Consider the following 25,189-nt stretch of genomic DNA (forward strand, 5'->3'; position numbering starts at 1 on the left):
AGTTTTCAGGTTAAAGTTTTGAGGCCCCTGCCATTTGGCGGGGGTCTTTTTTGTGTGTTTCTTAAGAATTTATTTCGAATTTTTCTTTTAGGGTCAGAGGGCTTGCCGCCCATGGCGTGAAAAGCGGGTGTTTTGCCGATTTCTGATCAGATCAACCCGTGATAGCATGACAGGTGAGGTTTGATCGGGCAGGCCCTGATGTTTCGCTATTGGTGAGGTTGGTATGATTATTTACCCGACGATTGAACTCAAAGACGGCAAATGTGCGACCCTCTATCGGGGGCGTGAGGAAGAAGCGAGCTATTGGCATGTGGATCCGATTGCCACGGTGCAAAGTTTCGTAGAGGCCGGTGCGCGCTGGATCCATGTGACGGATCTGGATGCGGTTTTTGGCACGGGCGACAATGCTGAATTGGTTCAGGAGATCATTCTGAAAGCCGGTGCGTCGGTGCAATTGGGCGGCGGTATTCGCACGCGCGAACATATCGAGAGCTGGATTGATCGTGGTGCCGGACGCGTGGTCGTGGGGACTTTGGCGGTGCAGGATTCTGCGACGGTCAAAGAGATGGCGATGCGCTATCCGGATCAGATTTCCGTGGCGATTGACGTCTATCAGGGCAAGCTCATGACCGATGGCTGGCGCAATGCCGGGGCACTGGAGCCTGAGGCCTTTGTGACCGCCTATGAGGACGTGCCTTTGTCGGGCATCATTGTCACCGATATTGATGCGGATATTGGCGATCAAGACGGCCAGCTCGGTGTGATCTCGGGCGTAGCGTCGGCGACGCGGCATCCGGTTGTGGCGCGCGGCACTGTGCATACAACCGATGATATCTCGCGCCTGAAATATGTGTCCAATATTGCGGGCACCTTGGTGGGCAAGGCCTTGTTTGCCAAGGACGTGGATCTGGCAGAAGCGCTTGAGATCGCGCAGCCGGTGCCGGAGCCAAAGGCAGAATTCATCTAAAAAACCGCCAAATCGGCGAAATGCGGCCATCCATGGGGGTGGCCGTTTGTATTTCTTTTGCTCAAAGCCGCCTTCGCCCTCGGTTTGGCTTGCCCCTTACCCGAAAGCCAAGGTATGACCGTCAAAAGACCAGAGGAAAGGGCAGCAATATGCGTCGTGTCGTCGTCACAGGATTGGGTTTGGTCACACCGTTGGCCAGCGGTGTTGAAGAAAGCTGGAGCCGGATTCTGGATGGTCAATCCGGAGCAGGGCCGATCACGCGGTTTGATGCCTCGGCTGTTACTACGAAATACGCCTGCGAAGTGCCTTTGGGTGATGGGTCTGACGGCACCTTCAATTCTGATGATTGGATGGAGCCTAAGGAACGTCGCAAGGTCGATGATTTCATCCTGTACGGCATTGCGGCGGCGCAGATGGCTGTCACCGATGCGGGCTGGACGCCTGAAGACGAAGAGAGCCGCCTGCGCACCGGTGTGATGATTGGCTCGGGTATTGGTGGTCTGAACTCGATTGCCGAGACCGCTGTGATGATCAAAGAGCGTGGCCCGCGTCGTGTGTCTCCGTTCTTTATTCCGGGTGCGTTGATCAACCTGATTTCCGGTCAGGTGTCGATCCGCTTTGGCTTTAAGGGTCCGAACCATTCGGTTGTGACCGCCTGTTCGACGGGTGCGCATGCGATTGGCGATGCGTCTCGTCTGATCAAGAACGGCGATGCGGATGTGATGATTGCAGGTGGCGCGGAAGCGGCGATTTGTGAGATCGGGATCGCGGGCTTTAACGCCTGTAAAGCTCTGTCCACCAAACGTGCGGATGATCCAAAGGCGGCGAGCCGGCCTTATGATGCGGACCGTGACGGCTTTGTCATGGGCGAGGGCGCGGGTGTTGTTGTCCTTGAGGAATACGAACACGCAAAAGCACGTGGCGCGACGATCTATGCTGAGGTTCTGGGCTATGGTCTGTCGGGCGATGCCTATCACATCACTGCACCTTCCGAGGACGGTGAGGGCGGCGAGCGTTCTATGCGCGCAGCGCTGAAGGACGCGGGGCTCGAGCCGTCTGCGATTGATTACATCAACGCGCACGGCACATCGACCATGGCTGACAGCATCGAGCTGGGTGCTGTGGAGCGCATGATGGGCGCGGCGGCTGCGAATGCCACCATGTCATCGACCAAATCCATGACCGGCCACTTGCTGGGCGCGGCCGGCGCGATTGAAGCGATCTTCTCGATCCTTGCAATCCGCGATCAGGTGGCGCCTCCGACGATCAACCTGGACAATCCTGCCGTGGAGACCAAGCTGGATCTGGCACCGAATGTCAAGGTTGAGCGTAAGATTGATGTGGCTCTGTCGAACTCCTTCGGGTTTGGCGGCACCAACGCCTCGGTTCTCTTCGGAAAGGTCTAATCCATGTGGCGGGCGATTGCGTCTAACGGGTTCACGATGCTGATCGTGGCGCTGTTTCTTTTCGGGGGGGTGATCCTCTGGGGGCAGGCGCAATATACCGCCAAAGGGCCATTGGCCGAGGCCATGTGTCTGCGCGTGGCTCCGGGGAGCAACATGCGGCGGGTGTCTGATACGCTGGAGAGCCGTGGGGCGTTGAGCAATAGCTCGATTTTCCGCGTGGGTGTGGATTACACCGACAAGGCCAACAAGCTGAAAGCGGGTGCGTTTCTGATCCCGGAAGGCGCGTCCATGGCCGAGATCGCGGATATTGTGACACGGGGCGGCGCGAGCACTTGCGGCACCGAAGTGGTCTATCGTATCGGTGTGACGCGAGCTGCTGTGCAGGTGCGCGAGATGGATCCGTCGACCAATCGTTTTGCTGAGGTCGTAAGTTTTAATCCGGCGACGGAAGAGGTTCCTGCGGATTATACGCGGGTGCGCGGGCAGGCCGATACGCGCTATCGCGTGGCTTTGGCTGAGGGCGTGACCAGCTGGCAAGTTGTTGAAACGCTTAAGGGAATTGAAGTCCTTAAGGGCGAGGCTGCTGTGCCGCTTGAGGGCGTTTTGGCACCTGACAGCTATGAAGTCAGCGTGGGTGACACGGTTCAATCTGTGCTGGACCGTATGGAAACTGCGCAGCAGCGTCTGATCGATACGGCTTGGGAGAACCGTGATCCGGATACGCCTCTGACCTCGAAACAGGATCTGCTGATCCTTGCGTCTATCATCGAGAAAGAAACCGCCGTGGCCGAAGAACGCGGCGTGGTTGCGAGTGTGTTTACGAACCGTCTGAACCGCAGCATTCGTCTGCAGACAGACCCGACGGTGATCTATGGGATTACGCAGGGCCAAGGCACTTTGGGCCGTGGTCTGCGCCAGAGCGAGCTGCGTCGGGATACGCCGTGGAACACGTATACGATTGACGGTCTGCCGATCACGCCGATTGCCAACCCGGGCCGCGCGAGCCTTGAGGCGGCGGCCAATCCTGACACTACGGATTTCATCTATTTTGTGGCAGATGGCACCGGTGGCCACGCCTTCGCGAAAACTCTGGATGAGCACAATCGCAATGTGGCGGCGTGGCGTAAGATCGAGCGTGAGCGCAACAACAATTAACGAGGCCTACGCCTCGGCGCGTTTCTCGATCTGGTGTTCGTCTTCTACAAGGCCGATTTTCCAATAGCCCGCGATGTAGGCGTCCTTTTTGGGCAGCTGTTTTTCCGTCAAAAGGAATTTACGCAGGGCTTTGACGACGCCTGCTTCTCCGGCGATGCAGGTTTGGACGGTGCCGTCGGGCCAGTCCATGGTGCGGATGAAATCGACCTGCGCTTCTGAGGGCGTGTGGGCGTCTTTGTGTATCATCCAATGGATCTCAACGCCCTCGGGCGCGTTGATGGGATAGCGGTCGTCATCGGAAGGGATCTCAAAGATAGCGATGCCTTTGGCGTCGCGCGGCATGGCTTCGAGGGCCGCAGCGGCGACGGGAAGCGCTGAGGGATCGGCGGCCACGAGGTACCAATCGGCGTAGAAGTCTTTGACCTTGACAGGGCCGGGGCCTGCGAAGCCGAGAAATGATCCGGGTTGGGCGTTGATCGCCCAAGCAGAGGCGGGGCCATTCGGTCCGTGGTCGACGAAATCAATGTCGAGTTCCTGCGCCTCGGGACGATAGGCGCGCACTGTATAGGTTCTGCGGCTTGGGGCTGGGCCGTTCGTAAGACGATCTACAAAAGCGTCGCGAGTCTCACCGGGTTCCGGGATCATCAGCTTGCAGTTCGCGCCTTCGCGGCCTTCGGGGAAGCCTTCGAGTTCTGGACCGGAAAAGGTCACGCGGATCATATGGGGCGTGAGATGCCAGGCCTTTTTGACGGTCAAAACGCGGGGCATCGGCTTTTTGGGCTTTGGCGTGGTCATGGCGGTGGCTCTTAAACTTGAATAATTTTGTCGGAAATAAGTCGGTGGGGTCGAAATTGCAAGGGGGTAGGTCAATCGTCGCGACTTGGGTCGTTGGGATTGCTGGAAAACAGGGCGATCTTGTTGCCGTCTGGGTCGCGCAGATAGCCGACATAAAAGCGCGGGCCATAGTCGGCGCGAAAGCCCGGCGCACCTTCGTCAGAGCCTCCGGCAGCGAAGGCGGCGGCATGGAGCGCGCGAACTTGATCTTGGGAGGTCGCTTCAAAGGCGGTCATGCTGCCGTTGCCTTGGGTTGCGGGGCCTTCGTTAAAGGGAGGTTTCACATAGAAGTCGGGTTGGGGGACTTGGCCTTTGGCAATGGGCAGTTCGAAACTGAGGCCTTCAGGGCCTTCGGAAAATGTGTAGCCGAGGGCTGGTAGGAAGGCTGTGTAGAACCGTTTGGAACGTTGGATGTCGTTGGATCCGACTGTGACATAGGCGATCATGAAAGGCTCCTTTGACGTGAGCTTAGGTCAAGCTGGGTGCAGGGGCTATGGGCGTGTTGCGTTTGGTCCGGCGTTTTGGTTAAGTTTTTGTTATAGTTTGAAAATTTGACATGCGTCACGGTCTTTGCTAGGGTTTTTCCATGCTGGAGAGATGTATGAACGGCGCTTGGGCTTGCCTTGGCGCCGTTTTTATTTCGCTCGTGTGGAGGGGATGACTTTGCATGAGAGGCGACAGAAATGACGGACAAGAAACCGCCTGATGAGGCAGGACTGGACGCGGAAATCGAGCAGGTTCGGCGCACGATGACCTATCTGACAGAGCTTTTGGCTTTGATGGAGGATGAGGTCATGGAGGGCGAGCCGGGGGCGATCAAAGAGGCTGCGAAGCTTTTGGGAGAGATCCGCAACTGGTCCAAGCTAGCAATGGAAACGGAGGCACGATTTGAAGAACGCGAGAAACGACGAGAGGGTGTGGCGAATGGCTATGCCCTCGACCTTGAGGAGGCCCGAGCTACGATCGGCTGCCGCATGGCTCGCCTGCGAAGATGCTGCGGTGCAGGAAGAGTTCCTGGGTGAGTTGAGTGAGGGAGAGCTGATGGCTCTCCCTTATTTGTTTGAGGTTTGGGCGATGGAGCATCAGTTACCGCCAGTAGGCGATTGGAAAAGCTGGGTGATTTTGGGCGGTCGCGGCGCAGGCAAGACGCGGGCGGGGTCGGAATGGGTGCGGTCGATGGTTGAGGGCGCAGGGCCCTTGGATGCGGGGATCGCGCGACGGGTGGCCTTGGTTGGCGAGACCATGGATCAGGCGCGAGAGGTGATGGTCTTTGGCGATAGCGGAATTTTGGCCTGCTCGCCGCCGGACCGACGCCCGAAATGGCATGCGTCGCGCAAGATGCTGGAGTGGCCGAATGGGGCCGTGGCTCAAGTGTTTTCGGCCTTTGATCCAGAAAGCCTGAGGGGGCCTCAGTTTGATGCCTGCTGGGTGGATGAACTGGCGAAATGGCCCAAGGCGCGCGAGACCTGGGATATGGTGCAATTTGGACTGCGGCTGGGGGACCATCCGCGGCAGGTGGTGACGACAACGCCGCGGAATGTGCCTGTTTTAAAAGAGATACTGGCGCTTGAGAGCACGGTGATGACGCATGCCGCAACCGAGGCAAATGCGGCGAACCTGGCGGCGAGTTTCCTGAGCGAGGTGCGCGCGCGTTATGCGGGGACATCTTTGGGGCGTCAGGAGTTGGATGGCGAGATGCTTGAGGACGTGGAGGGTGCCCTGTGGTCGCGCGAGGCTCTGGAAGCCGCGCGGGTGGATGTGCCGGGGCCTTTGTCTAGGATTGTGGTGGCGGTGGATCCTCCGGTGTCGTCTGGGGCGAAGGCGGATACCTGTGGGATTGTTGTCGTTGGGGCGATGACAGATGGGCCGCCAAATGAGTGGCGCGCGGTGGTGCTAGAGGACGCTTCGGTGCAGGGGCTGTCTCCGGTGGGATGGGCTGAGGCCGCAATCGCGGCAATGGCGCGTTGGGGGGCGGATCTGATGGTAGCTGAGGTCAATCAGGGCGGTGAATTGGTGCAATCGGTGGTGCGGCAGGTGGATCCACTTGTGGCATTTAAGGCGGTGCATGCACGGGTTGGGAAATCGGCGCGGGCGGAGCCTGTGGCGGCGCTTTATGAGCAGGGACGTGTGAAACATCTAGGCGGGCTGGAACGGCTTGAGGATCAGATGTGTTTGATGACCGTGGCTGGGTTTCAGGGTCAAGGGTCTCCGGATCGAGTGGATGCTTTGGTCTGGGGGCTGCATGAGGTGATCCTGGCTGCGAGCAAAGCCTATCTGCGGCCTGCGGTGCGGGCGTTGTGAAGGTGGGATTTGAGTATTTGGGGCAAGATGAAGCGGGGTTTTTCTCTTGCCGCAAATATCCCCGCCGGAGGCATTCTGGCTGTTGCGCTTGGTGCGGGCGAATGTGTGGGGCGGTGTTAAGGGCAGTTTGAGAAAGTGATCCTCGTCAAAGACAGCGAGGGTTTTTCGATGTTTGAATTTCTACGCCGCAAAGCGCCTGAGCAAAAGGCGAGCGCGACTGCGCCGATGGTGGCTTATGCGAGCGGCGGCCGCGTGGCTTGGTCGGCGCGGGATGTTGTGTCGCTGACCAAGACAGGATTTGCGGGCAATCCGGTGGGCTATCGCTGCGTGAAGATGATTGCCGAGGCGGCCTCGGCTTTGCCCTTGGTTCTGGATGGCTCGGTCGGTGATTTTGTGGAACATCCGGTGATGGGCCTTTTGGCGCGGCCGAATATGGCGCAGGGGCGGGCGGAGTTGCTTGAGGCGTTGTATGCACAGCTTTTGTTGGCTGGGGATGGTTATGTTGAGGCCGTGGGGGCCGAAGGTCTGCCCGTAGAGCTGCATGTTTTGCGAAGTGACCGGATGCGTGTTGTGCCGGGCGCGGATGGCTGGCCCGCGGCTTATGAATATAGCGTTGGTGGGCGCAAGCATCGGTTTGATGCCTCTGCAGGGCGTGTGTTGCATCTGCGGAATTTTCATCCGCAGGACGACCATTACGGGTTTTCTCCGCTACAGGCGGCAGCGGTGGCGATTGATGTGCATGGGGCGGCGTCGCGCTGGTCTAAGGCCTTGCTGGACAATGCGGCCCGGCCTTCGGGGGCGATTGTGTATTCGTCAGGCGATGGGCAGGGCTCTCTGACCAGCGATCAATATGATCGCCTGGTGGGGGAGATGGAAGCGCATCATCAGGGCGCGCGGAATGCGGGGCGGCCGATGTTGCTCGAAGGCGGACTGGATTGGAAACCGATGGGGTTTTCGCCGTCTGATATGGAGTTTCAGAAAACCAAGGAAGCGGCGGCGCGGGAGATTGCGTTGGCGTTCGGGGTGCCTCCGATGCTGCTCGGGATCCCGGGGGATGCGACTTATGCGAATTATCAGGAAGCGCATCGGGCGTTTTTCCGGCTGACGGTGTTGCCGCTAGCGACGCGGGTTTTGGCGCGACTTGGAGCGTGGTTGTCGGAGATGGCTGCTGATCCCGTGCGGCTGCGGCCGGATTTGGATCAGGTGACGGCGCTGAGTGCGGAGCGTGACGCGCAATGGGCGCGAGTCATGGCTGCAGATTTTCTGAGTGAGACTGAGAAACGGCGGATTTTGGGATTGCCAGAGGCGCAAGATGGGTGAGCGGATTGGGTTTGAAGCTTTTGAGTGTGCGCCCGCGTTGCGGCTTGAGGCGCATGAGAGGGTGGCGACGTTGCAGTTTGAGAGTTTGAACAAGCGGCTGGACCGGATTGAAGCGCTGATTGAGCGGCTGGAAAAACGGTTGTGGTTGACGGTTTACGGCGTGGTCGGAGTGATTTTAGCGCAGGCGTTTAGTTCGCTGATGCAGCTGCCGTGAAGGGGATGGCGATGGAATTGGAACGGAAGTTTATGCAGTTCGGTGAGGGGCTTGAGGTCTCTGAGGGCTCGGTCATTGCGGGCTATGCGTCGCTGTTTGATGTGGCCGATCAAGGGGGCGATCAGGTGGCTGCCGGGGCCTATGCGGCGTCCTTGGCGCGGCTTAAGGCTGAGGGTCGCTCGGTCAAAATGCTGTGGCAGCATGATCCGGCCAGACCGATTGGGGTTTGGGATGAGGTCAAAGAGGATGCGCGCGGGCTTTACGTGAAGGGGCGTTTGTTGAGCGATGTGGCTCAGGCGCGCGAGGCGATGGCTTTGGTTGAGGCCGGGGCGATTGATGGGCTCTCGATTGGCTATCGCACCAAGCAGGCAACCAAGGATGGTGCGGGGCGTCGGTTGGTTGAGGTGGACTTATGGGAAGTGTCTTTGGTGACATTTCCGATGCTGCCTGAGGCGAGGGTGGCGGCCAAAGGGGACGCGCTTGCGGATGGTGAATTGCGGGAAATGACGGCGGCTTTGGAAGCCGCGCGGCAGGAGATGGCGGGCTAGGCCGCTTCAAATTCAAGGAAAGGAAAGAAGATGGCTGAGGCGATGTCTCGGGTCGGGGAAGATCTGTCTCCGGTAGAGGAAATGAAGGCGAGCGTGGCGGGGTTTGCGCGTGATTTCAAAGGCTTTCAGGGGGATCTGAAAGTGAAACTGGCAAAGCAGGAAGAACGGATGATGACATTGGAACGTAAGATGACTGCGGCGGCGCGTCCGCTGTTGAGTGCGGCGGCAGAGGAGTCTGCGCCGCATCAGAAGGCGATGGCGGCCTATTTGCGCACGGGCGATGATGATGGGCTGCGTGGGCTGGAGCCGGAGGAGAAGGCTCTGTCCACAGTGGTGAATTCGGATGGTGGCTATCTGGTGGATCCGGTGACGTCGGAGGCGATTTCTTCGGTGCTTTCGTCGACCGCGTCGATCCGCGCGATTTCCAATGTGGTGCAGGTTGAGGCGACGTCTTATGACGTGCTGATTGACCGCTCTGAGGCGGGCGCGGGTTGGGCCACAGAGGTTGCGGATACCACCGAGACCACAACGCCGGCGATTGAGCGGATTGCTATTCCGTTGAATGAGCTCTCAGCATTACCCAAGGCGTCGCAGCGATTGCTGGATGACAGTGCCTTTGATGTGGAAGGCTGGCTTGCGGGGCGTATTGCGGACAAGTTTGCGCGTTCAGAGGCGGCGGCCTTTGTGAATGGCGATGGGGTCGATAAGCCGACGGGGTTCCTCAATCATACTGTGGTGGCTGAGAGCGCCTGGACCTGGGGCAACCTGGGTTATGTGGCGACCGGCGCGGATGGCGCGTTTAACGGGCCGGATGAGCTGATTGATCTGGTCTATGCGCTGGGGGCTGAGTACCGCGCGAATGGCACTTTTGTGATGAACTCGCGCACAGCGGGCGCGGTGCGCAAGCTGAAGGATGCGGATGGGCGCTTTCTTTGGTCTGACGGTTTGGCGGCGGGGGAGCCTGCGCGACTGCTCGGCTATCCGGTGCTGGTGGCAGAAGACATGCCGGATATTGCGAGCGGTGCGGATGCGATTGCTTTTGGTGATTTCTCAGCAGGTTACACGATTGCGGAACGTCCGGACCTGCGCGTGCTGCGCGATCCGTTCTCGGCCAAGCCGCATGTGCTGTTTTACGCGACCAAACGCGTGGGCGGTGATGTGAGCGATTTCGCGGCGATCAAGCTTTTGCGGTTCGCTGTTTCCTAAGAGGCAGTGAAGCGGCGTGGCGGTGTCGGGCTGCCACGTCAGGGCGTGCGCCGGGTGCGCGTGATCTGGCAGCTCCCCTCCGACAGAGCGACGCGCGGCGCGCGCCCGTTGCGGAGGGGAGCCATGAGGAAGGAAACATCAGATGAATTTGGTGGAGACTGGATCTGTTGCGGTCACGGCTTTGCCGCTGGCGGAGTTTCGGGCGCATTTGCGGCTGGGAACCGGGTTTGGCGAAGAGACGCTGCAGGATACGGTTTTGGAAGGGTATTTGCGCGCGGCACTTGCGGCGGTGGAGGCTCGGATCAGCAAGGTTCTATTGGCGCGGGGCTTTGAGATGACGGTGACTGAGTGGTCTGAGGCGGGGGCGCAGGTTCTGCCGCGGGCGCCGGTTTCGGCGGTGTCGCAAGTAGCGCTGCGGGATGTGACCGGCGCGGAGAGCGTTGTGGATGTGGCAAGCTATCGGCTTGAGGCGGATGTGCATTGGCCGAAGCTGCGCTCGGTTGGGGCGGGTTTACCCAGTATTGGGTCTGGTGAAGCGGTTGTTGGTTTTACCGCGGGTTTTGGGGCCTGGGCGGATGTGCCAGCGGATTTGCAGCAGGCGGTGCTGTTGTTGGCCGCGCATTACTATGAGTATCGCAATGAAACGGCTTTGGCGCGCGGGTGCATGCCTTTTGGCGTGACAAGTCTGATTGAGCGGTTTCGGCCTTTGCGTCTGGGCGCGAGGGCGGGGCTATGAGTTTGCCGAATTTAAACCGGTTGTTGGCTTTGGAAGCGCCGACGCAGGTGGCCGATGGGGCTGGTGGGTTTTCCGAAACCTGGGCTGTTTTGGGCAGCTTGTGGGCGGAGGTGAAGCCTCGGACAGGACGGGATCGCGAGCGTGAGGCCGTTGGCACGGCGCGGGTGGAGTACCGGATTACGGTCAGGGCTTTGCCGGTGGGGCAATCTTCGCGGCCAACGCCAGGGCAGCGGTTTCGCGAAGGGGTTCGGCTGTTTCGGATTGTGGCAGTTGCCGATCAAGGCGCTGAGGGGCGTTTTCTGACCTGCTTTGCGCGTGAAGAGGTGGCGGCATGAGTTATGGCGTGGCGGTGGCTCTGCAGAGTGCGATCTATCAGGCCTTGGTGGCGGATGCGGGGGTCAGCACCCTTGTAGGGGCTGCGGTCTATGACGAAGTGCCCGGGGGCGTGATCCCTGCGACCTATGTGACGCTGGGCCCTGAGGTGGTTGTCGATCAATCGGACAAGACGGGCACCGGGGCGGAACATCGGGTGACGGTTTCGGTGGTGTCTGAGGTTGCGGGATTTGCGACGGCGAAGGCAGTGGCGGTGGCGGTCAGTGATGCTTTGCACAACGCGGATTTGATTTTGACGCGCGGGACTTTGGTGGCGTTGCGCTTTGATCGGGCGGTGGCGAGCCGCGAAGAGGCCGCGAATTTGCGGCGGATTGACCTGCGTTTTGTGGCGCGGGTTGAGGATGGGATTTAGGGAAAAGGAGGCGCGGCGATGCCGGCTCAGAATGGAAGAGATTTACTGATCCGCGTGGATATGCTGGGGGATGGGACGTTTCAGACCATCGCCGGTTTGCGGGCAACGCGCATCAGTTTCAATGCGGAAACGGTGGATGTGACCTCGCTAGAGAGCACGGGCGGATGGCGCGAGTTGCTGTCGGGTGCGGGAGTTAAGACGGCGGCGATTTCGGGCTCTGGCGTCTTCAAAGACGAGGGCACGGATGAACGGGCGCGTCAGATCTTCTTTGACGGGGAAATTCCAGATTTTCAGGTGATTATCCCGGATTTCGGTACCATTGCGGGTGCGTTTCAGGTGACCGCTTTGGAATATGCCGGCAGCTATAATGGCGAGGCGAGCTATGAGTTGTCGCTGGCCTCGGCGGGCGCTCTGAGTTTCGTGGCGGTCTAGGCGATGGTGAACCCCTGGGCTGGCGAAGTGGCGCTTGTGATGGATGGTGAACGCCATGTGTTGAAGCTGACTTTGGGCGCTTTGGCAGAGCTTGAGGACGGGCTGAAGGCGGGCGGTCTGGTGGATCTGGTGGAGCGTTTTGAGGGCGGGGCGTTTTCGTCGCGCGATGTCTTGGCGCTGTTGGTGGCCGGGCTGCGGGGCGGTGGCTGGGACGGGGCTCCGAGCGATCTGCTGCAAGCAGAGATTGAGGGCGGGCCTTTGGGGGCTGCGAAGGTGGCGGCGCAGCTTTTGGCGCGGGCGTTTCAGGTGCCGGATGACAGCGCATAGACGGATGGATTGGGCAGCGTTGTTGCGCGCTGGGGTGCAGCGGTTGCGGCTGACACCGTGCGAGTTTTGGGCGCTGACGCCGGCGGAGCTCGCGTTGATGTTGGGGCAGTCGGCGGGGGTGGCTCCGATGGCGCGGGACGAGCTGGATGCGCTTTTGGCGGCCTATCCGGATGAGGAGAGATCTGATGAGTGAGTTTGAGAGCCTGGGTGATCTGGAAAGCCAGTTGGATGCGGTCGAGATGTCGGCGAGTCAGGCTGGGCAGATGGTGGCGGGTTTTGATGGCGAGTTGCAGCGGCTGCGGGGCGGTTTGCAGCATGTGGGCGGAGACCTCGCGACGTTTGAGCGAGGTATGCAGAGAGGTATTCGCCGCGCGATTGATGGGGTTGTGAAGGAAGGCGACAGCCTTGGGGATGCGTTGCGAGGCGTCGTGAGTTCGGTGATTTCAGCGGCTTATAGCGCGGCAGTTAATCCAGTGGCCGATCATTTGGGATCTTTGCTGGCGGGAGGTGTTGGCGGTCTGTTCGGCCTCTTGCCCTTTGAGAACGGCGCGCCGTTCTCGCAGGGGCGTGTGATGCCGTTCGCGAATGGTGGCGTTGTCAGCGGGCCTGTAAGTTTTCCAATGCGGGGTGGCATGGGACTGATGGGCGAAGCGGGGCCTGAGGCGATTATGCCTTTGGCAAGGGGTGCGGATGGCAAGTTGGGTGTGCGTGGTTCTGGAGGCGGTTCTGTGCATGTGACGATGAATGTGCAGACGCCCGATGTGGCGGGGTTTCAGCGCTCTCAAGGGCAGATTGCGGCGCAGGTCAGTCGCGCGATCAGCCGGGGTCAGCGGAATTTGTGAGGTAGGACATGGGGTTTCATGAAGTGCGGTTTCCGGCGAGCTTGAGTTTTGGTTCGCTGGGTGGGCCTGAGCGGCGCACGGATATTGTGACGCTGGCGAATGGACATGAGGAACGCAACACGCCCTGGGCGCATGCTCGGCGGCGGTATGATGCGGGGGTTGGGTTGCGGTCGCTCGATGATATCTCGCTTTTGCTGGCGTTCTTTGAAGCGCGGCGGGGGCAGGTGCATGGGTTTCGCTGGAAGGATTGGGCGGATTTTAAGAGCTGCGTGCCCGGCGATGAGGTGGATTTTCGAGATCAGGAGATTGCGCGTGGGGATGGGGGCGCGACGGAATTTGCTCTGTTGAAGAATTACGTGTCGGGCGAGGAGCGTTATGCGCGGCCCATCGCCAAGCCTGTGGCGGGGACGGTCAAGATTGGTGTGGGAGATGCGGAACAGTTTGAGGGCGTGCATTTTGAGGTGGATCTGACGCGGGGCGTAGTGGTTTTGGATCAGGCTCCGGGGCCTGAGGATTTGATCACGGCGGGGTTTGAGTTTGACGTGCCGGTGCGCTTTGACACGGATCGCATTCACACGAGCGTGGCGAGTTTTCTGGCAGGCGATGTGCCGAATGTGCCGGTGATTGAGGTGCGGGTCTGATGGGGATTTCCGAGAGATTTCAGGCGCATCTGGAGAGTGGGCATACCACATTGGCGCGATGTTGGCAGGTTGTGCGCAGTGATGGCGAGATCCTAGGGTTCACGGATCATGATCGGGATCTGGCCTTTGCGGACACGATTTTTATGGCCGACACAGGCCTGACGGCGCAGGTTTTGGAGCAGAGCACGGGATTGTCGGTGGATAACACCGAGGCCTTGGGGGCACTGACCGCGGCGGCGATTTCGGAGAGCGATATTGCGGCAGGGCGGTTTGATGGTGCGCGAGTGACGGCTTGGCTGGTGAATTGGGCTGAGGTCGAGGATCGCTTGGTTCTGTTTCGCGGGTCCATCGGAGAGATCCGGCGGGCCGGTGGGGCGTTTCACGCAGAGTTGCGGGGCCTGACCGAGCCGTTGAACCAACCGAACGGGCGGATTTATCAGAGGGCCTGTTCGGCTGTGTTGGGGGATCGGGCCTGTGGGTTTGATACGACGACCTCAGGCTATGAGGTTGAGGCTGAGGTGCTGGCGGTTGAGGACAACCGCGTGCTGCGTGTTGCGGCCATAGATGGGGCCGAGGACGACTGGTTCGCCAAGGGGCGGCTGGATGTTGTGACGGGTGATGCCGCGGGTCTGTTTGGGTTGATTAAGAGAGATGCGCAGGGTGACGAGCGCCTCTTGGAGCTTTGGGCTCCTTTGGCGGCGGAACTTGCCGTGGGGGATCGTGTCAGGCTGCAGGCGGGGTGCGATAAGCGGTTTGAGACCTGTCGCTTAAAGTTCCTAAATCACCATAATTTTCGAGGCTTTCCTGATCTTCCTAGCGAGGATTGGTTGACGGTTGGACCGCGTGACAATGGCCAGAATGATGGTGGGAGTTTGCGGCGATGAGGGGCGAGGCTGCGTTGGCTGAGGCGCGGGATTGGATTGGGACGCCCTATGTGCATCAGGCCTCAACGAAAGGCGCTGGCACGGATTGTTTGGGGCTCGTGCGCGGGGTCTTTCGGGCTTTGTATGGAGGGGAGCCCGCAGAAGTGCCTGCCTATACGCTTGATTGGTCCGAACCCTCAGGCGACGAGCGTTTGTGGCGCGCGGCCATGCGGTATTTGCGGCCTAAGCCTATGACGCAGGCGGCCCAAGGTGACGTCTTGTTGTTTCGCATGCGGGATGGGGCTGTGGCCAAGCATTTGGGCATTCAGGGGCGCGTCGGTGCGCAGCCTAGTTTTGTGCATGCCTTTAGTGGCCATGCAGTGATGGAAAGCGCTTTGACCGCCCCTTGGGCGCGGCGGATCGTGGCGCGGTTTGAGTTTCCAGAGAGGTAAGAGATATGGCGACCTTGCTCTTGTCAGCGGCCGGGGCCGCAGTTGGAGGCATGCTGGGCGGCTCTGTGCTGGGCTTGTCTTCGGTGGCGATTGGCCGGTTTGTCGGCGGTGTTTTGGGCAATGCGATTGATCAGAGGATCATGGGGGCGGGGTCTCGGACGATCGAGACGGGGCGGATTGATCGGTATCGCATTACCGGCACCGGCGAGGGGCGCCCGATAGCGCGGCTATATGGCAAGCAGCGCATTGGTGGGCATGTGATTTGGGCGACCGAGTTTGAAGAGCATGTGACGACCTCAGGTGGCGGTGGCGGCAAGGGGCGGCCTGCGGGACCGACGGTGCAACAGTTTAGCTATTCGGTGTCCTTGGCTATTGCGCTTTGCGAAGGAGAGATCACGGGCGTCACGAGGATCTGGGCGGATGGCGAGGAAATTGCCATGCGGGATTTGAATATGCGTGTCTATACGGGCAGCGACACGCAGTTGCCGGACCCGAAAATTGAGGCAGTAGAAGGGCTTAACACGGTGCCTGCCTATCGCGGTTTGGCGTATGTGGTGTTTGAGGATCTGGCGCTTGAGGGGTTTGGAAATCGCATCCCTCAGTTTTCCTTTGAGGTTTCGCGGCCTTCGCCACGGGCGCAAGAGTGGGCGGAGGTTGAGCCGAGCTATGCGACGCAGGCGGTGGCTCTGATCCCGGGCTCGGGTGAATATGCGTTGGCGACCGAGCCTGTTTTTGTCACGCAGGATGTGGCGTCACAGCGCGCGGTGAATATGAATGCGAGGTCAGGGAGTTCGGATTTCGTGACCGCGACGTATGCTCTGGATCGGGAATTGCCGAACTGTGGTGCAGTCTCTTTGGTCGTGAGTTGGTTTGGCGATGATCTGCGCTGCGGGGATTGCGAGATTAAGCCTAAGGTAGAGGCCAACGATCTTCAGGCGTCTTTGGATTGGTCAGTGGCGGGTGTGACGCGGCCTGTGGCAGAGGTCGTACCTTTGGACGGCGGGCGGCCTGTTTACGGTGGCACGCCCACGGATGCGAGCGTCATTCAAGCGATACGGCATTTAAATGAGCTGGGTAAAGAGGTGATGTTTTATCCGTTCATTCTGATGGATCAAATGGCGGGCAATGGGCTGCCGGATCCTTGGAGTGATGCGGATGATCAACCGGTCCTACCGTGGCGTGGGCGTGTCACGGTGTCTGAGGCGCCTGGACGGGCGGGGTCTCCGGATCAGACGGCTTTGGCGGAAACAGAGGTTGCGGCGTTTTTTGGGACGGCGTCGGCTGCGGATTTTGTGGTTGGGGATGGGACAGTCGCCTATTCGGGCCCGCAAGAGTGGCGCTACAGGCGGTTTATCCTGCACCAGGCGGCGCTTTGTGCTGCGGCCGGGGGTGTCGAGAGTTTCTGTATCGGCTCGGAAATGCGGTCTTTGACTTGGGTGCGTGGGGAGGCGGATCGCTTTGTGGCTGTTGAGCAGTTGATTGCGTTGGCGGCTGAGGCGCGTGCGATCCTGGGGCCGGATGTGAAGATCGGCTATGCTGCTGATTGGTCAGAGTATTTTGGCTATCACCCGCAGGACGGGTCGGGCGATCTTTGGTTTCATCTGGATGCCTTGTGGGCGGATCCGAACATCGATTTCGTTGGGATTGATAACTACATGCCTTTGTCGGATTGGCGCGATGAAAAAGGCCATGCGGATGAGGGTTACGGGTCGATTTACAACCTAGAGTACCTCATGGCGAATGTAGAAGGTGGTGAGGGCTATGACTGGTTCTATCACTCGCCTGAAGCCGAAGCGGCGCAGATCAGAACGCCGATCACAGATGGAGCCTACGGAGAGCCGTGGGTTTGGCGTTACAAAGATATTCGCAATTGGTGGTCGCTTGAGCATTACAACCGTATTGGCGGGATCCGCGCGGGCACACCGACGGCTTGGGTGCCTGAGAGCAAGCCCATTCGGTTTTGCGAGATCGGCTGTGCCGCGGTCGACAAGGGGACCAATCAGCCGAACAAATTTGTCGATCCAAAGTCCTCAGAAAGCAGCCTGCCGAAGTACTCTGATGGGCGGCGGGATGAGTATATTCAGCATCAATACCTGAGTGCTTTGTATGGCTATTGGGGCGATGCGGCGCGCAATCCGGTGTCGGAGGTCTATGGTGGGGCGATGGTGGATATGTCCAAGGCCTATGTCTGGGCTTGGGACACGCGGCCCTGGCCTTGGTTTCCCAGCGGCGATGCGCTGTGGAGCGACAGTGACAATTATGGGCGCGGGCATTGGATTTCGGGGCGTGTGACGCATCGGACGCTGGCCTCTGTCGTGCGGGAGGTCTGTGACGCGGCTGGCGTTGAAGCAGATGTTAGTGATCTGCGCGGGATGGTGCGCGGGTATACGGTCGCGGATGTGACCGAGCCGCGGGCGGTGTTGCAGCCGTTGATTTTGCAGTTCGGGTTTGATGCGATTGAGCGCGAAGGGGTGTTGGTGTTTCGCATGCGCGGGGCAGAGGCCGTGGACGAGGTGGTGCCTTTGCTGACAGCACTAAGTGAGGACGTACCGCATGGGATCGCCTTTGAACGCGGGTCTGAAGCCGAACTTATGGGGCGCGTGCGGATCAGCTTTGTGGAAAGCGGATCTGACTACCGGATTGTCAGCGAAGAAGCGGTGCTGGCGGATGAGGCCAGTCATGGGGTCGCCGGGAGCGAGGTGGCGCTGTCTCTGTTGCGCGGAGAGGGCAAGGCGACGGCAGAACGCTGGCTGGCGGAGGCGCGTTTGGCGCGCGACACGGTACGCTTTTCGCTGCCTTTGTCGCGGTTGGCGCTTGGCGCGGGGGATGTGGTGCGGATCGGCGCCGAGGCAGGTGCACGCTGCTATCGCATTGACCGTGTCGAACTAGGAGAGGTCTTGACCTATGACGCCACGGCGGTGGACGCCAGCGTCTATGAACGACCGGAATTAGAGCCGACCGAGGCGCATATACCAGTGGTCGCAGCGCCGGTCCCTGTGCAGCCTTTGTTCATGGATTTGCCCCTGATGCGCGGAGACGAAGAGCCCCATGCGCCGCATGTCGTCGCCGTGGCAGAGCCATGGCCTGGTGCGATTGCGGTCTATGACGCGCCGAGTGACGAGAATTATCAACTGAATACGACCCAAGCCGGACGTGCGCGCTTTGGTGTGCTTGAAAGTGATCTGGGTGTTGGGCCTGTCGGTGTTGTGGATCGTGGCGCATCTGTTCGGGTGCGGATGCGGTCTGGGGCGTTGTCCTCGATGTCACAGGAGGCGATGTTGGTTGGGGGCAATGTGGCTTTGATTGGCGATGGCACGCCTGAGGGGTGGGAAGTTGTCCAGTTCCAGACAGCCCAGCTTGTGGCCCCTCAGACCTATGAGGTTTCTGATCGACTGCGGGGTCAGCGCGGCAGCGAAGAGCGTGCGTGGCCGGCTGGCAGTTGGTTCGTTCTGTTTGACGGGGTGCCCTCGCAAATCGAGTTGGCCAGCGCGCAGCGCGGGATTGAGCGGCATTTCCGTATTGGACCCGCGCGGCAGGCCTTAAGCGATGCGAGCTATGTGCATGAGGTGCATGCCTTTGCGGGCAACGGGTTGCGGCCCTATGCGCCGGTGCATCTGCGGGCGTGGATGTCTGGTGGTGATGTTAGTGTATCTTGGATCCGGCAAACCCGGGTCGATGGAGATCGTTGGGATCTGGGCGATGTCCCCCTCGGCGAAGAAAGCGAGACCTATGAGCTGCGTGTTTCGGTCGATGGGCAGCTCGTGCGGCAAGAAAATGTGACCGCGTCGACTTGGTCCTACACGGCGGCGGATCAGGCTTTGGACAATGCCGAGGGGCTGGTGACCTTCGACGTGGCGCAGGTCTCGGCGCGGTTTGGGGCAGGGCGCAGAGCCTCGGTTTCAATTGGGCTTTGACCCGTGCGATCCGTGATGATCGGAGACCTTATGGCCTTGGCGCGCGGCATTGCAGAGGTTCCCGCGCCGGACCGTGCCTTTGCCTGTCAGGCCGCGTTTGAGCGCGCGCATGTGGCCGACAAATACCGCAAGCGGTTTGGGCGGCTGCACCCCACATGGGGTAATGGCAGCGTTATGGGCTTTGCAATGCTGGCCTATGAGACCAGAACGCAGGACGATCTGAGCGACCCCGCCTATTGCGACGCCTTTGCTTGCGCGCTGGATGCCTTAAAGACCTGGCGCCTTAGCCAGTCGCGCAGGACATGCATTTCAGAACCGCCGGATTGAGTTTGAGCCGCGCATCTGGGATGTCCTCGCCGCAATCCCGACAATAACCATAGTCGTCGTCTTCCATGCGTTTCAGAGCAGCGTTCAGCGCTTTTACCTGTATTTCCCGCTGGGCCTGAGTGGCTTTTGCCATGGCCTGCGATTGCAACGCATCCATGCGCGAAAGCCGCCCGACTGCCTGTTGATCCAGCTCGACCACCGCCTGACCGTCACGTCCCAAACGATCCTGCTCTTCCAATTCGGCAAGCTTTTGGAGAATGATTTCCCTAATTTCGGCCTCTGCACTTGCATTCATAGGCGTGATCCTGTCCACAACACTATTGAATTTGCCTCATTTTTCCTAAGTCGTATAGGATAGAGGCCAAAGGAGCACCGAGATGGCTAAAATACAGAATGTTGTGACAGCGATTGATCCGGTCTGGGAGCGTATTCTGGACGAGGGCCAAAGTGCCGTGCGAGAAGAGCCTCTGTTGGGCGGCTTGGTCCACAGTTCGATCCTGCACCACAAGTCGGTTGAACAGGCGCTGGCCTATCGTATCTCGCTGAAACTGGCCTCGGGCGAGATGTCAGAGCAGCTCTTGCGCGAGATCTGTGAAGAGGCGTTTGCCATGGATCCAAGGATCTCAACGGCGGCACGTGCCGATATCATGGCCGTCTATGAGCGTGACCCTGCGTGCCATCGGTATATCCAGCCGATGTTGTTCTTTAAGGGCTTTCAGGCGGTGCAATGTTACCGGATTGCGCATTGGCTGTGGAATGAAGGCCGTAAGGATATGGCCTATTTCTTCCAGATGCGCAGCTCTGAGGTGTTTGGCATCGATATCCACCCGGCGGCCCGTATCGGGCAGGGCATCATGATCGACCACGCCCATTCTATCGTCATTGGTGAGACCGCTGTGGTGGGGGACAATGTCTCGATGCTGCATTCGGTAACCCTTGGTGGCACTGGCAAAGAAGAAGAGGACCGTCACCCGAAGATTGGTGATGGCGTTCTGATTGGTGCCGGTGCGAAGGTGCTCGGCAATATCAAAGTGGGCGAATGCTCTCGGATTGCGGCGGGGTCTGTGGTGCTGGAAGAAGTGCCGCCGTGCAAGACTGTCGCGGGTGTTCCGGCCAAGATCGTGGGCGAGGCGGGATGTTCGCAGCCTGCGGTGAGCATGGATCAGACGCAGCTTTAAGTCTCTGATATAGAAATGGAAAACGCCGCCCGTTTGAGGCGGCGTTTTGCGTTTCTGGGGGTGGGCTTAGGCCAGCATTGCGATTGGGTTTTCCAGATTCTCAACAATGGCTTTGAGCAGATCGGCACCGAGCGCGCCGTCAATCACGCGGTGATCGACCGACATCGTGACGCTCATAACAGTCGCGACACCGAGCGTGCCGTCCTCTTGGACCACAGGCTTTTTCACACCAGCGCCAACGGCCAGAATGCCCGCATGTGGCGGGTTCACGATGGCGTCGAAATTGTCGATGCCGAACATGCCGAGGTTTGAGATCGCGAAGCTGCCCCCCTGATATTCATGCGGCGCGAGCTTGCGGTCGCGGGCGCGGGTGGCGAGGTCTTTCATTTCGGTCGACAGCGCAGAGAGGGATTTCACGTCGGCGTCTTGAAGGACAGGCGTGAACAGGCCGCCTTCGATGGCGACTGCAACGGCCACATCGGAGGCTTTCATCTGCAAAACGCGATCTCCGGCCCAGACCGCATTGGCGGAGGGCACCTGTTGCAGGGCCAGCGCGCAGGCTTTGATGATGAAATCATTGACCGAGACTTTCACGCCGCGATGTTCAAGCTGTTTGTTCAGCTCACCGCGGAATTTCAGAAGGGCATCGAGTTTCACATCCCGACGAAGATAGAAATGCGGGATTGTCTGTTTGGCCTCTGTCAGACGCGCGGCGATGGTTTTGCGCATGCCGTCAAGCGAGACTTCCTCATAGATGCGGCCTTCGTAAGCTCGGGCGACCATGTCGGCTGATGGGCTAGCAGCCATCGGAGCTGCAGCGGGTGCAGGCGCTGAGGAGGGCGCCGCAGCGGATGCCGATGCAGTCGTTGCTGTTGCGCCGAGAACATCCGCTTTGACGATCCGCCCTTTGGGGCCTGAACCTTTGAGGGTGCTCAGATCAATGCCCTTATCCGCAGCGATACGACGCGCGAGGGGGGACGCAAACACGCGGTCACCGCTTGCGGTGCTGGGCGCAGCCGGAGTCGCCGGGGCTGGCGCGCTTGCCACAGGCGCAGGTGTCGCCGCCGGTGCTGGAGCCGCCGCTGCAGCAGAAGGAGCAGGGGCCGCACCGGCCTCTTCGCCATCCTCCAAAAGGATCGCGATGGCGGTGTTGACCTTCACACCTTCGGAGCCCTCAGCCACTAGGATCGTGCCCACGACGCCTTCGTCGACCGCTTCAAATTCCATCGTGGCTTTGTCGGTCTCAATCTCGGCGATCACATCGCCTGATTGCACCTCATCGCCCTCTTTCACCAGCCATTTCGCCAGTGTGCCTTCCTCCATCGTCGGAGACAGCGCGGGCATTAGGATTTCTACTGCCATGTCAAATTCTCCTTACCGATAGGTGACTTGCTTGACGGCGGCGATGACCTCGTCGGTCGTCACCAGCGCGAGCTTTTCGAGGTTGGCGGCATAGGGCATCGGGACGTCTTTGCCGGTGCAGTTGATGACCGGCGCGTCCAGATAGTCAAAGGCCTGTTCCATGATCGTCGCTGAGAGGTGGTTGCCGATGGAGCCGACAGGCCAGCCTTCCTCAACGGTCACGCAGCGGTTGGTTTTCATCACAGACGCAAGCACCGTGTCATAGTCAATCGGGCGCAAGCTCCGCAGATCGATGACCTCGGCGGAGATGCCGTCTTCGGCGAGCTTATCTGCTGCCTCAAGTGCATAGGTCATGCCAATACCGAAGCTCACGATGGTCACATCAGAGCCCTCGCGCCAGATCTTGGCTTTGCCGATTTCGACGGTGAAATCCTCCATGACGGGGACGTCGAAAGACCGCCCGTAGAGAATCTCGTTTTCAAGGAAGATCACGGGGTTCGGATCGCGGATGGCCGATTTCAGCAAGCCCTTCGCGTCAGAGGCCGAATAGGGCATGACCACCTTGAGACCCGGGATCTGCGAATACCAGGCCGCATAGTCCTGCGAGTGCTGCGCGGCCACGCGGGCGGCCGCACCGTTGGGGCCCCTAAAGACGATCGGACAGCCCATCTGACCGCCGGACATGTAGAGCGTCTTGGCGGCAGAGTTGATAATCTGATCAATCGCTTGCATGGCGAAGTTAAACGTCATGAACTCGACTATCGGGTTCAAGCCGCCAAAGGCTGCGCCGACTGCGATACCGGCAAAGCCATGCTCGGTGATCGGCGTGTCGATGACCCGCTTGCTGCCGAATTCATCGAGCAAGCCTTGCGAGATCTTATAGGCCCCTTGGTATTCCGCGACCTCTTCACCCATGAGGAAGACATTGGCCTCACGCCGCATTTCCTCGGCCATGGCGTCGCGCAAGGCTTCGCGGACGGTGGTGGATTTCACCTCTGTGCCTTCGGGCCAATCGGGTGTTGTGTTGGCAACTGGTACGGGATCTGCAGGGGCCGCTGCCGTGGGCGCAGCGTTTGCCGCCGGTGCAGGGGCCTCATCCGCCGCTTGCGCCACGGGCGCCGCGCCGGCCTCTTCGCCGTCTTCCAGCAAGGTCGCGATGGCGGTGTTCACCTGCACGCCTTCGGTGCCTTCAGGGACCAGGATCGCGCCGATCACACCTTCGTCGACCGCTTCGAATTCCATCGTCGCTTTGTCGGTCTCGATTTCCGCGATGATGTCGCCCGAGCTGACCTCATCGCCTTCTTTGACCAGCCATTTCGCCAGCGTACCTTCTTCCATCGTCGGCGAAAGCGCGGGCATGAGAATATTGATTGCCATGTTTTACTGTCCTTCCACCGGGGTAATCATTCCGACCACATTGCCTTGGCCGTCTTCCACATAGGCGCAACGGCCAATGCCTGGGTAATCCATCGGCGGCAGAGCCTCGGCCCCGCCATTGTCCAGCGCCCAGGCGTAGCTTGCGTCGCAGTCATCGACCTCAAAAGTCATGGTGCCACCCCGGATCGCGCTGCCTTTGGCAGGGGTTTCATTCAAGCGTTTCATGAGGCCAATGGTCAGATCGCCGCCCAAGCCTTTGCCGCTGGCGAGCTGATAGTCGATCTCTTCGCCGCCCGGCATGGCGTCAAACGTCCAACCATAGAGCGCGCCATAGAAGGCCTTGCCCGCCGCGACATCCGCGAGGTGAATTTCAAAATGTGCCATCTTGCCTCCCTATGCCACAATGTCCGTCCACAGCTCGCTTTCGGCGGGCAGGGGGCTGGTTTTGGAAAACTCGGCGCTTTCGTTGACGATGGCCTTGATCTCTTTGTCGATGGCTTTGAGGTCCTCTTCTGAGGCGTGCTTGCCTTCCAGAAGCATCTCGCGCACGCGCTCAATCGGGTCGCGTTCGGATTTCACGCGCTGGACTTCTTCGCGGGTGCGGTATTTCGCCGGATCCGACATGGAGTGGCCGCGATAGCGATAGGTTTTGACCTCGAGGATATACGGCCCTTTGCCCGCGCGACAATGCGCGACGGCCTTTTCGCCAGCAGCTTTCACGGCCAGAACATCCATACCGTCCACGACTTCGCCCGGTATGCCAAAGGCTGCGCCGCGGGTGTAGATGTCAGGCGTCGAGGTTGAGCGCTGCATCGAGGTGCCCATGGCGTATTGGTTGTTCTCGATCACGAAAACCACAGGCAGATCCCAGAGCGCGGCCATATTGAAGGTCTCATAGACCTGACCCTGGTTCGCCGCGCCATCGCCGAAATAGGTGAAGGTCACGCGTTTGTTGTCGTTGTATTTGTCCGCAAAGGCCAGACCTGCGCCAATCGGCACCTGAGCGCCAACGATGCCATGTCCCCCATAGAAATGTTTTTCCTTGGAAAACATATGCATAGAGCCGCCTTTGCCCTTGGAATACCCGCCTTCGCGGCCCGTGAGCTCGGCCATAACACCGTTGGGATCCATGCCGCAGGCCAGCATATGGCCGTGGTCACGGTAAGATGTGACGCGCTTGTCGCCTTCTTCCGTGGCTGCCTCAAGGCCCACCACAACGGCTTCTTGGCCGATATAGAGGTGGCAGAACCCGCCAATCAAACCCATGCCATAGAGTTGGCCGGCTTTTTCCTCAAACCGGCGGATGAGTAGCATTTCTCGGTAGTATTCTTTCAGCTCGTCGCCACTGACATTGGGCTTTTTCGCAGCTTTCTTCGCAGCCATTCGGCACGCTCCTCCCAGCTTTGTTTAGCGTTAAACTAAATTCTGTTTGAGCTATTAAAACCACGGGCAGCGCGGTTAGGCCAGAGAAATTTTGCGTGATGTATTGCGACTGGCGTGGAGCAAGGGCCGTAGGCCCGCCACGCCCTGCTCCGAACCGACCCCAAGGGTCGGCGCATTGGTGAGCCTAGACGTGAAAGATCAATGTCACACGGAGTTTGTGAGATAAACTGGCCTAAAGAGAGCTTAGAGCGCCAACCCTCGGTTCGGCGCAAGGCTCGGCTTAGCGGATCACCATCTCGTCGCCGCGAATGAGGCCCAGAACAGAGCGTGCCTGTTGGTCCAAGAGGTCCAGATCCAGATAATCGTCAGACAGGCGCCTCGTCAGGTTTTCCATGCGCGCCACATCGTCCTGCATACTGGCCAGTTGGATTTCCAAAAGCTGGGTTTCTGCCAGAATCTCCGTCCGGCTGAACAGCCCGTATTCCCCCTGCACAGCGGCGAAGGTGAAATAGACTGCCAAGCTGAACGCCACCCCGAAAAACAGGATAGGGCCAACGGCCGGACGGGATTTTGTGACTGCCATGGTAACTGCCAATCTGCCTCAATGGACGGGGTCTTTTGCGACCCTCTATGAGACACAGTATGCCACAGGTGATTCG

At 59.6% G+C, this 25,189-nt stretch carries 30 protein-coding genes; 22 read left to right on the forward strand and 8 right to left on the reverse strand.

Annotation, left to right across the window (positions count from 1 at the left end):
* The first annotated feature begins 223 nt into the window (after positions 1-223).
* The 3 genes from WG622_RS01095 to mltG all read left to right on the forward strand — a co-directional run bounded on the left by WG622_RS01095 (position 224) and on the right by mltG (position 3,528).
* A complete protein-coding gene (locus WG622_RS01095) occupies positions 224-967 on the forward strand; it encodes a 1-(5-phosphoribosyl)-5-[(5-phosphoribosylamino)methylideneamino]imidazole-4-carboxamide isomerase (protein ID WP_339401902.1) in 744 nt (247 codons plus the stop codon).
* Positions 968-1,116: 149 nt separating this feature from the next.
* Complete coding sequence (fabF, locus tag WG622_RS01100; RefSeq protein ID WP_339401903.1) at positions 1,117-2,373, forward strand: beta-ketoacyl-ACP synthase II; 1,257 nt, start codon at positions 1,117-1,119, stop codon at positions 2,371-2,373.
* 3 nt (positions 2,374-2,376) lie between these two features.
* The gene (gene mltG / locus WG622_RS01105) at positions 2,377-3,528 is read left to right on the forward strand and encodes an endolytic transglycosylase MltG (protein WP_339401904.1); all 1,152 of its coding nucleotides are present in this window, start codon (positions 2,377-2,379) and stop codon (positions 3,526-3,528) included.
* Between the two features lie 6 nt (positions 3,529-3,534).
* Here the strand turns inward: mltG and WG622_RS01110 are convergent, their stop codons facing one another.
* Positions 3,535-4,323 carry a siderophore-interacting protein gene (locus WG622_RS01110; RefSeq protein ID WP_339401905.1) on the reverse strand — a complete coding sequence of 263 codons (789 nt, stop codon included), beginning with the start codon at positions 4,321-4,323 and terminating at the stop codon, positions 3,535-3,537.
* 71 nt (positions 4,324-4,394) lie between these two features.
* The gene (locus tag WG622_RS01115) at positions 4,395-4,808 is read right to left on the reverse strand and encodes a VOC family protein (RefSeq protein ID WP_339401906.1); all 414 of its coding nucleotides are present in this window, start codon (positions 4,806-4,808) and stop codon (positions 4,395-4,397) included.
* 237 nt (positions 4,809-5,045) lie between these two features.
* Between WG622_RS01115 and WG622_RS01120 the strand changes: the two genes are divergently transcribed.
* From WG622_RS01120 to WG622_RS01205, 18 genes are all read left to right on the forward strand, one after another.
* Entirely contained in the window at positions 5,046-5,384 is a 339-nt protein-coding gene (locus tag WG622_RS01120; protein WP_339401907.1) for a hypothetical protein, read from the forward strand.
* The gene (locus tag WG622_RS01125) at positions 5,293-6,663 is read left to right on the forward strand and encodes a DNA-packaging protein (protein WP_438839012.1); all 1,371 of its coding nucleotides are present in this window, start codon (positions 5,293-5,295) and stop codon (positions 6,661-6,663) included. The genes WG622_RS01120 and WG622_RS01125 overlap by 92 nt, the downstream gene beginning before the upstream one ends.
* A gap of 168 nt (positions 6,664-6,831) precedes the next feature.
* Positions 6,832-7,983: a phage portal protein gene (locus WG622_RS01130; protein WP_339401909.1), complete on the forward strand. Its 1,152-nt coding sequence runs from the start codon at positions 6,832-6,834 to the stop codon at positions 7,981-7,983.
* Complete coding sequence (locus tag WG622_RS01135; RefSeq protein ID WP_339401910.1) at positions 7,976-8,197, forward strand: GTA head formation protein, RCAP_rcc01685 family; 222 nt, start codon at positions 7,976-7,978, stop codon at positions 8,195-8,197. The genes WG622_RS01130 and WG622_RS01135 overlap by 8 nt, the downstream gene beginning before the upstream one ends.
* 11 nt (positions 8,198-8,208) lie before the next feature.
* Positions 8,209-8,745, forward strand: coding sequence for an HK97 family phage prohead protease (locus tag WG622_RS01140; RefSeq protein WP_339401911.1), 537 nt, complete (start codon positions 8,209-8,211; stop codon positions 8,743-8,745).
* A 30-nt stretch (positions 8,746-8,775) separates the two neighbouring features.
* Positions 8,776-9,951, forward strand: a complete 1,176-nt coding sequence (locus tag WG622_RS01145; protein ID WP_339401912.1) for a phage major capsid protein — start codon at positions 8,776-8,778, stop codon at positions 9,949-9,951.
* A gap of 142 nt (positions 9,952-10,093) precedes the next feature.
* Positions 10,094-10,687: a head-tail connector protein gene (locus WG622_RS01150; protein ID WP_339401913.1), complete on the forward strand. Its 594-nt coding sequence runs from the start codon at positions 10,094-10,096 to the stop codon at positions 10,685-10,687.
* The gene (locus WG622_RS01155) at positions 10,684-11,022 is read left to right on the forward strand and encodes a head-tail adaptor protein (RefSeq protein WP_339401914.1); all 339 of its coding nucleotides are present in this window, start codon (positions 10,684-10,686) and stop codon (positions 11,020-11,022) included. The genes WG622_RS01150 and WG622_RS01155 overlap by 4 nt, the downstream gene beginning before the upstream one ends.
* A complete protein-coding gene (locus WG622_RS01160) occupies positions 11,019-11,432 on the forward strand; it encodes a DUF3168 domain-containing protein (RefSeq protein ID WP_339401915.1) in 414 nt (137 codons plus the stop codon). The genes WG622_RS01155 and WG622_RS01160 overlap by 4 nt, the downstream gene beginning before the upstream one ends.
* An 18-nt stretch (positions 11,433-11,450) precedes the next feature.
* Positions 11,451-11,864, forward strand: a complete 414-nt coding sequence (locus tag WG622_RS01165) for a phage major tail protein, TP901-1 family (RefSeq protein ID WP_339401916.1) — start codon at positions 11,451-11,453, stop codon at positions 11,862-11,864.
* A 3-nt stretch (positions 11,865-11,867) separates the two neighbouring features.
* Positions 11,868-12,191, forward strand: a complete 324-nt coding sequence (locus WG622_RS01170; protein WP_339401917.1) for a gene transfer agent family protein — start codon at positions 11,868-11,870, stop codon at positions 12,189-12,191.
* Positions 12,178-12,384 (forward strand): rcc01693 family protein, encoded by a 207-nt coding sequence (locus WG622_RS01175; protein WP_339401918.1) that lies wholly within the window; start codon positions 12,178-12,180, stop codon positions 12,382-12,384. The genes WG622_RS01170 and WG622_RS01175 overlap by 14 nt, the downstream gene beginning before the upstream one ends.
* Complete coding sequence (locus tag WG622_RS01180) at positions 12,377-13,033, forward strand: RcGTA-type gene transfer agent tail tape measure protein (RefSeq protein ID WP_339401919.1); 657 nt, start codon at positions 12,377-12,379, stop codon at positions 13,031-13,033. Before WG622_RS01175 ends, WG622_RS01180 begins: the two co-directional genes overlap by 8 nt.
* An 8-nt stretch (positions 13,034-13,041) precedes the next feature.
* A complete protein-coding gene (locus WG622_RS01185) occupies positions 13,042-13,674 on the forward strand; it encodes a phage distal tail protein, Rcc01695 family (RefSeq protein ID WP_339401920.1) in 633 nt (210 codons plus the stop codon).
* Complete coding sequence (locus WG622_RS01190) at positions 13,674-14,558, forward strand: phage/gene transfer agent baseplate hub protein (protein WP_339401921.1); 885 nt, start codon at positions 13,674-13,676, stop codon at positions 14,556-14,558. Before WG622_RS01185 ends, WG622_RS01190 begins: the two co-directional genes overlap by 1 nt.
* Complete coding sequence (locus tag WG622_RS01195) at positions 14,555-14,989, forward strand: NlpC/P60 family protein (RefSeq protein ID WP_339401922.1); 435 nt, start codon at positions 14,555-14,557, stop codon at positions 14,987-14,989. The genes WG622_RS01190 and WG622_RS01195 overlap by 4 nt, the downstream gene beginning before the upstream one ends.
* A gap of 5 nt (positions 14,990-14,994) precedes the next feature.
* Positions 14,995-18,903: a baseplate multidomain protein megatron gene (locus WG622_RS01200; RefSeq protein WP_339401923.1), complete on the forward strand. Its 3,909-nt coding sequence runs from the start codon at positions 14,995-14,997 to the stop codon at positions 18,901-18,903.
* A gap of 15 nt (positions 18,904-18,918) precedes the next feature.
* A complete protein-coding gene (locus WG622_RS01205; protein ID WP_339401924.1) occupies positions 18,919-19,230 on the forward strand; it encodes a DUF7742 family protein in 312 nt (103 codons plus the stop codon).
* Here the strand turns inward: WG622_RS01205 and WG622_RS01210 are convergent.
* Complete coding sequence (locus WG622_RS01210; RefSeq protein WP_339401925.1) at positions 19,187-19,525, reverse strand: TraR/DksA family transcriptional regulator; 339 nt, start codon at positions 19,523-19,525, stop codon at positions 19,187-19,189. The genes WG622_RS01205 and WG622_RS01210 overlap by 44 nt on opposite strands.
* A gap of 82 nt (positions 19,526-19,607) precedes the next feature.
* On the opposite strand from WG622_RS01210, the gene cysE reads away from it, so the two are divergent.
* Complete coding sequence (cysE, locus tag WG622_RS01215) at positions 19,608-20,408, forward strand: serine O-acetyltransferase (protein WP_339401926.1); 801 nt, start codon at positions 19,608-19,610, stop codon at positions 20,406-20,408.
* A 66-nt stretch (positions 20,409-20,474) separates the two neighbouring features.
* On the opposite strand, the gene WG622_RS01220 is transcribed toward cysE, so the two are convergent.
* The 5 genes from WG622_RS01220 to WG622_RS01240 all read right to left on the reverse strand — a co-directional run bounded on the left by WG622_RS01220 (position 20,475) and on the right by WG622_RS01240 (position 25,113).
* The gene (locus WG622_RS01220) at positions 20,475-21,770 is read right to left on the reverse strand and encodes a pyruvate dehydrogenase complex dihydrolipoamide acetyltransferase (RefSeq protein WP_339401927.1); all 1,296 of its coding nucleotides are present in this window, start codon (positions 21,768-21,770) and stop codon (positions 20,475-20,477) included.
* A 12-nt stretch (positions 21,771-21,782) separates the two neighbouring features.
* Positions 21,783-23,147: a pyruvate dehydrogenase complex E1 component subunit beta gene (locus WG622_RS01225; protein WP_339401928.1), complete on the reverse strand. Its 1,365-nt coding sequence runs from the start codon at positions 23,145-23,147 to the stop codon at positions 21,783-21,785.
* A 3-nt stretch (positions 23,148-23,150) separates the two neighbouring features.
* The gene (locus tag WG622_RS01230; RefSeq protein ID WP_339401929.1) at positions 23,151-23,531 is read right to left on the reverse strand and encodes a VOC family protein; all 381 of its coding nucleotides are present in this window, start codon (positions 23,529-23,531) and stop codon (positions 23,151-23,153) included.
* Between the two features lie 9 nt (positions 23,532-23,540).
* Entirely contained in the window at positions 23,541-24,530 is a 990-nt protein-coding gene (gene pdhA / locus WG622_RS01235) for a pyruvate dehydrogenase (acetyl-transferring) E1 component subunit alpha (protein WP_339401930.1), read from the reverse strand.
* A gap of 280 nt (positions 24,531-24,810) precedes the next feature.
* Entirely contained in the window at positions 24,811-25,113 is a 303-nt protein-coding gene (locus WG622_RS01240; protein WP_209356106.1) for an FtsB family cell division protein, read from the reverse strand.
* Positions 25,114-25,189: the final 76 nt, after the last annotated feature.

This window comes from Cognatishimia coralii (genome assembly GCF_037478305.1).
GTDB classification, from domain to species: Bacteria; Pseudomonadota; Alphaproteobacteria; order Rhodobacterales; family Rhodobacteraceae; genus Cognatishimia; species Cognatishimia coralii.

Excerpts from the sequence above, each read along its gene's own strand:
- WG622_RS01095 (WP_339401902.1), top strand. The coding sequence starts at position 224 with ATGATTATTTACCCGACGATTGAACTCAAAGACGGCAAATGTGCGACC.
- WG622_RS01110 (WP_339401905.1), bottom strand. The coding sequence starts at position 4,323 with ATGACCACGCCAAAGCCCAAAAAGCCGATGCCCCGCGTTTTGACCGTC.
- WG622_RS01170 (WP_339401917.1), top strand. The coding sequence starts at position 11,868 with ATGGTGAACCCCTGGGCTGGCGAAGTGGCGCTTGTGATGGATGGTGAA.
- WG622_RS01150 (WP_339401913.1), top strand. The coding sequence starts at position 10,094 with ATGAATTTGGTGGAGACTGGATCTGTTGCGGTCACGGCTTTGCCGCTG.
- WG622_RS01130 (WP_339401909.1), top strand. The coding sequence starts at position 6,832 with ATGTTTGAATTTCTACGCCGCAAAGCGCCTGAGCAAAAGGCGAGCGCG.
- cysE (WP_339401926.1), top strand. The coding sequence starts at position 19,608 with ATGGCTAAAATACAGAATGTTGTGACAGCGATTGATCCGGTCTGGGAG.
- WG622_RS01240 (WP_209356106.1), bottom strand. The coding sequence starts at position 25,113 with ATGGCAGTCACAAAATCCCGTCCGGCCGTTGGCCCTATCCTGTTTTTC.
- WG622_RS01165 (WP_339401916.1), top strand. The coding sequence starts at position 11,451 with ATGCCGGCTCAGAATGGAAGAGATTTACTGATCCGCGTGGATATGCTG.
- WG622_RS01140 (WP_339401911.1), top strand. The coding sequence starts at position 8,209 with ATGGAATTGGAACGGAAGTTTATGCAGTTCGGTGAGGGGCTTGAGGTC.
- WG622_RS01125 (WP_438839012.1), top strand. The coding sequence starts at position 5,293 with ATGCCCTCGACCTTGAGGAGGCCCGAGCTACGATCGGCTGCCGCATGG.
- WG622_RS01225 (WP_339401928.1), bottom strand. The coding sequence starts at position 23,147 with ATGGCAATCAATATTCTCATGCCCGCGCTTTCGCCGACGATGGAAGAA.
- WG622_RS01160 (WP_339401915.1), top strand. The coding sequence starts at position 11,019 with ATGAGTTATGGCGTGGCGGTGGCTCTGCAGAGTGCGATCTATCAGGCC.
- WG622_RS01220 (WP_339401927.1), bottom strand. The coding sequence starts at position 21,770 with ATGGCAGTAGAAATCCTAATGCCCGCGCTGTCTCCGACGATGGAGGAA.
- WG622_RS01195 (WP_339401922.1), top strand. The coding sequence starts at position 14,555 with ATGAGGGGCGAGGCTGCGTTGGCTGAGGCGCGGGATTGGATTGGGACG.
- WG622_RS01230 (WP_339401929.1), bottom strand. The coding sequence starts at position 23,531 with ATGGCACATTTTGAAATTCACCTCGCGGATGTCGCGGCGGGCAAGGCC.
- WG622_RS01120 (WP_339401907.1), top strand. The coding sequence starts at position 5,046 with ATGACGGACAAGAAACCGCCTGATGAGGCAGGACTGGACGCGGAAATC.
- WG622_RS01200 (WP_339401923.1), top strand. The coding sequence starts at position 14,995 with ATGGCGACCTTGCTCTTGTCAGCGGCCGGGGCCGCAGTTGGAGGCATG.
- WG622_RS01155 (WP_339401914.1), top strand. The coding sequence starts at position 10,684 with ATGAGTTTGCCGAATTTAAACCGGTTGTTGGCTTTGGAAGCGCCGACG.
- fabF (WP_339401903.1), top strand. The coding sequence starts at position 1,117 with ATGCGTCGTGTCGTCGTCACAGGATTGGGTTTGGTCACACCGTTGGCC.
- WG622_RS01185 (WP_339401920.1), top strand. The coding sequence starts at position 13,042 with ATGGGGTTTCATGAAGTGCGGTTTCCGGCGAGCTTGAGTTTTGGTTCG.
- WG622_RS01175 (WP_339401918.1), top strand. The coding sequence starts at position 12,178 with ATGACAGCGCATAGACGGATGGATTGGGCAGCGTTGTTGCGCGCTGGG.
- WG622_RS01180 (WP_339401919.1), top strand. The coding sequence starts at position 12,377 with ATGAGTGAGTTTGAGAGCCTGGGTGATCTGGAAAGCCAGTTGGATGCG.
- mltG (WP_339401904.1), top strand. The coding sequence starts at position 2,377 with ATGTGGCGGGCGATTGCGTCTAACGGGTTCACGATGCTGATCGTGGCG.
- WG622_RS01145 (WP_339401912.1), top strand. The coding sequence starts at position 8,776 with ATGGCTGAGGCGATGTCTCGGGTCGGGGAAGATCTGTCTCCGGTAGAG.
- WG622_RS01190 (WP_339401921.1), top strand. The coding sequence starts at position 13,674 with ATGGGGATTTCCGAGAGATTTCAGGCGCATCTGGAGAGTGGGCATACC.
- pdhA (WP_339401930.1), bottom strand. The coding sequence starts at position 24,530 with ATGGCTGCGAAGAAAGCTGCGAAAAAGCCCAATGTCAGTGGCGACGAG.
- WG622_RS01115 (WP_339401906.1), bottom strand. The coding sequence starts at position 4,808 with ATGATCGCCTATGTCACAGTCGGATCCAACGACATCCAACGTTCCAAA.
- WG622_RS01210 (WP_339401925.1), bottom strand. The coding sequence starts at position 19,525 with ATGAATGCAAGTGCAGAGGCCGAAATTAGGGAAATCATTCTCCAAAAG.
- WG622_RS01135 (WP_339401910.1), top strand. The coding sequence starts at position 7,976 with ATGGGTGAGCGGATTGGGTTTGAAGCTTTTGAGTGTGCGCCCGCGTTG.
- WG622_RS01205 (WP_339401924.1), top strand. The coding sequence starts at position 18,919 with ATGATCGGAGACCTTATGGCCTTGGCGCGCGGCATTGCAGAGGTTCCC.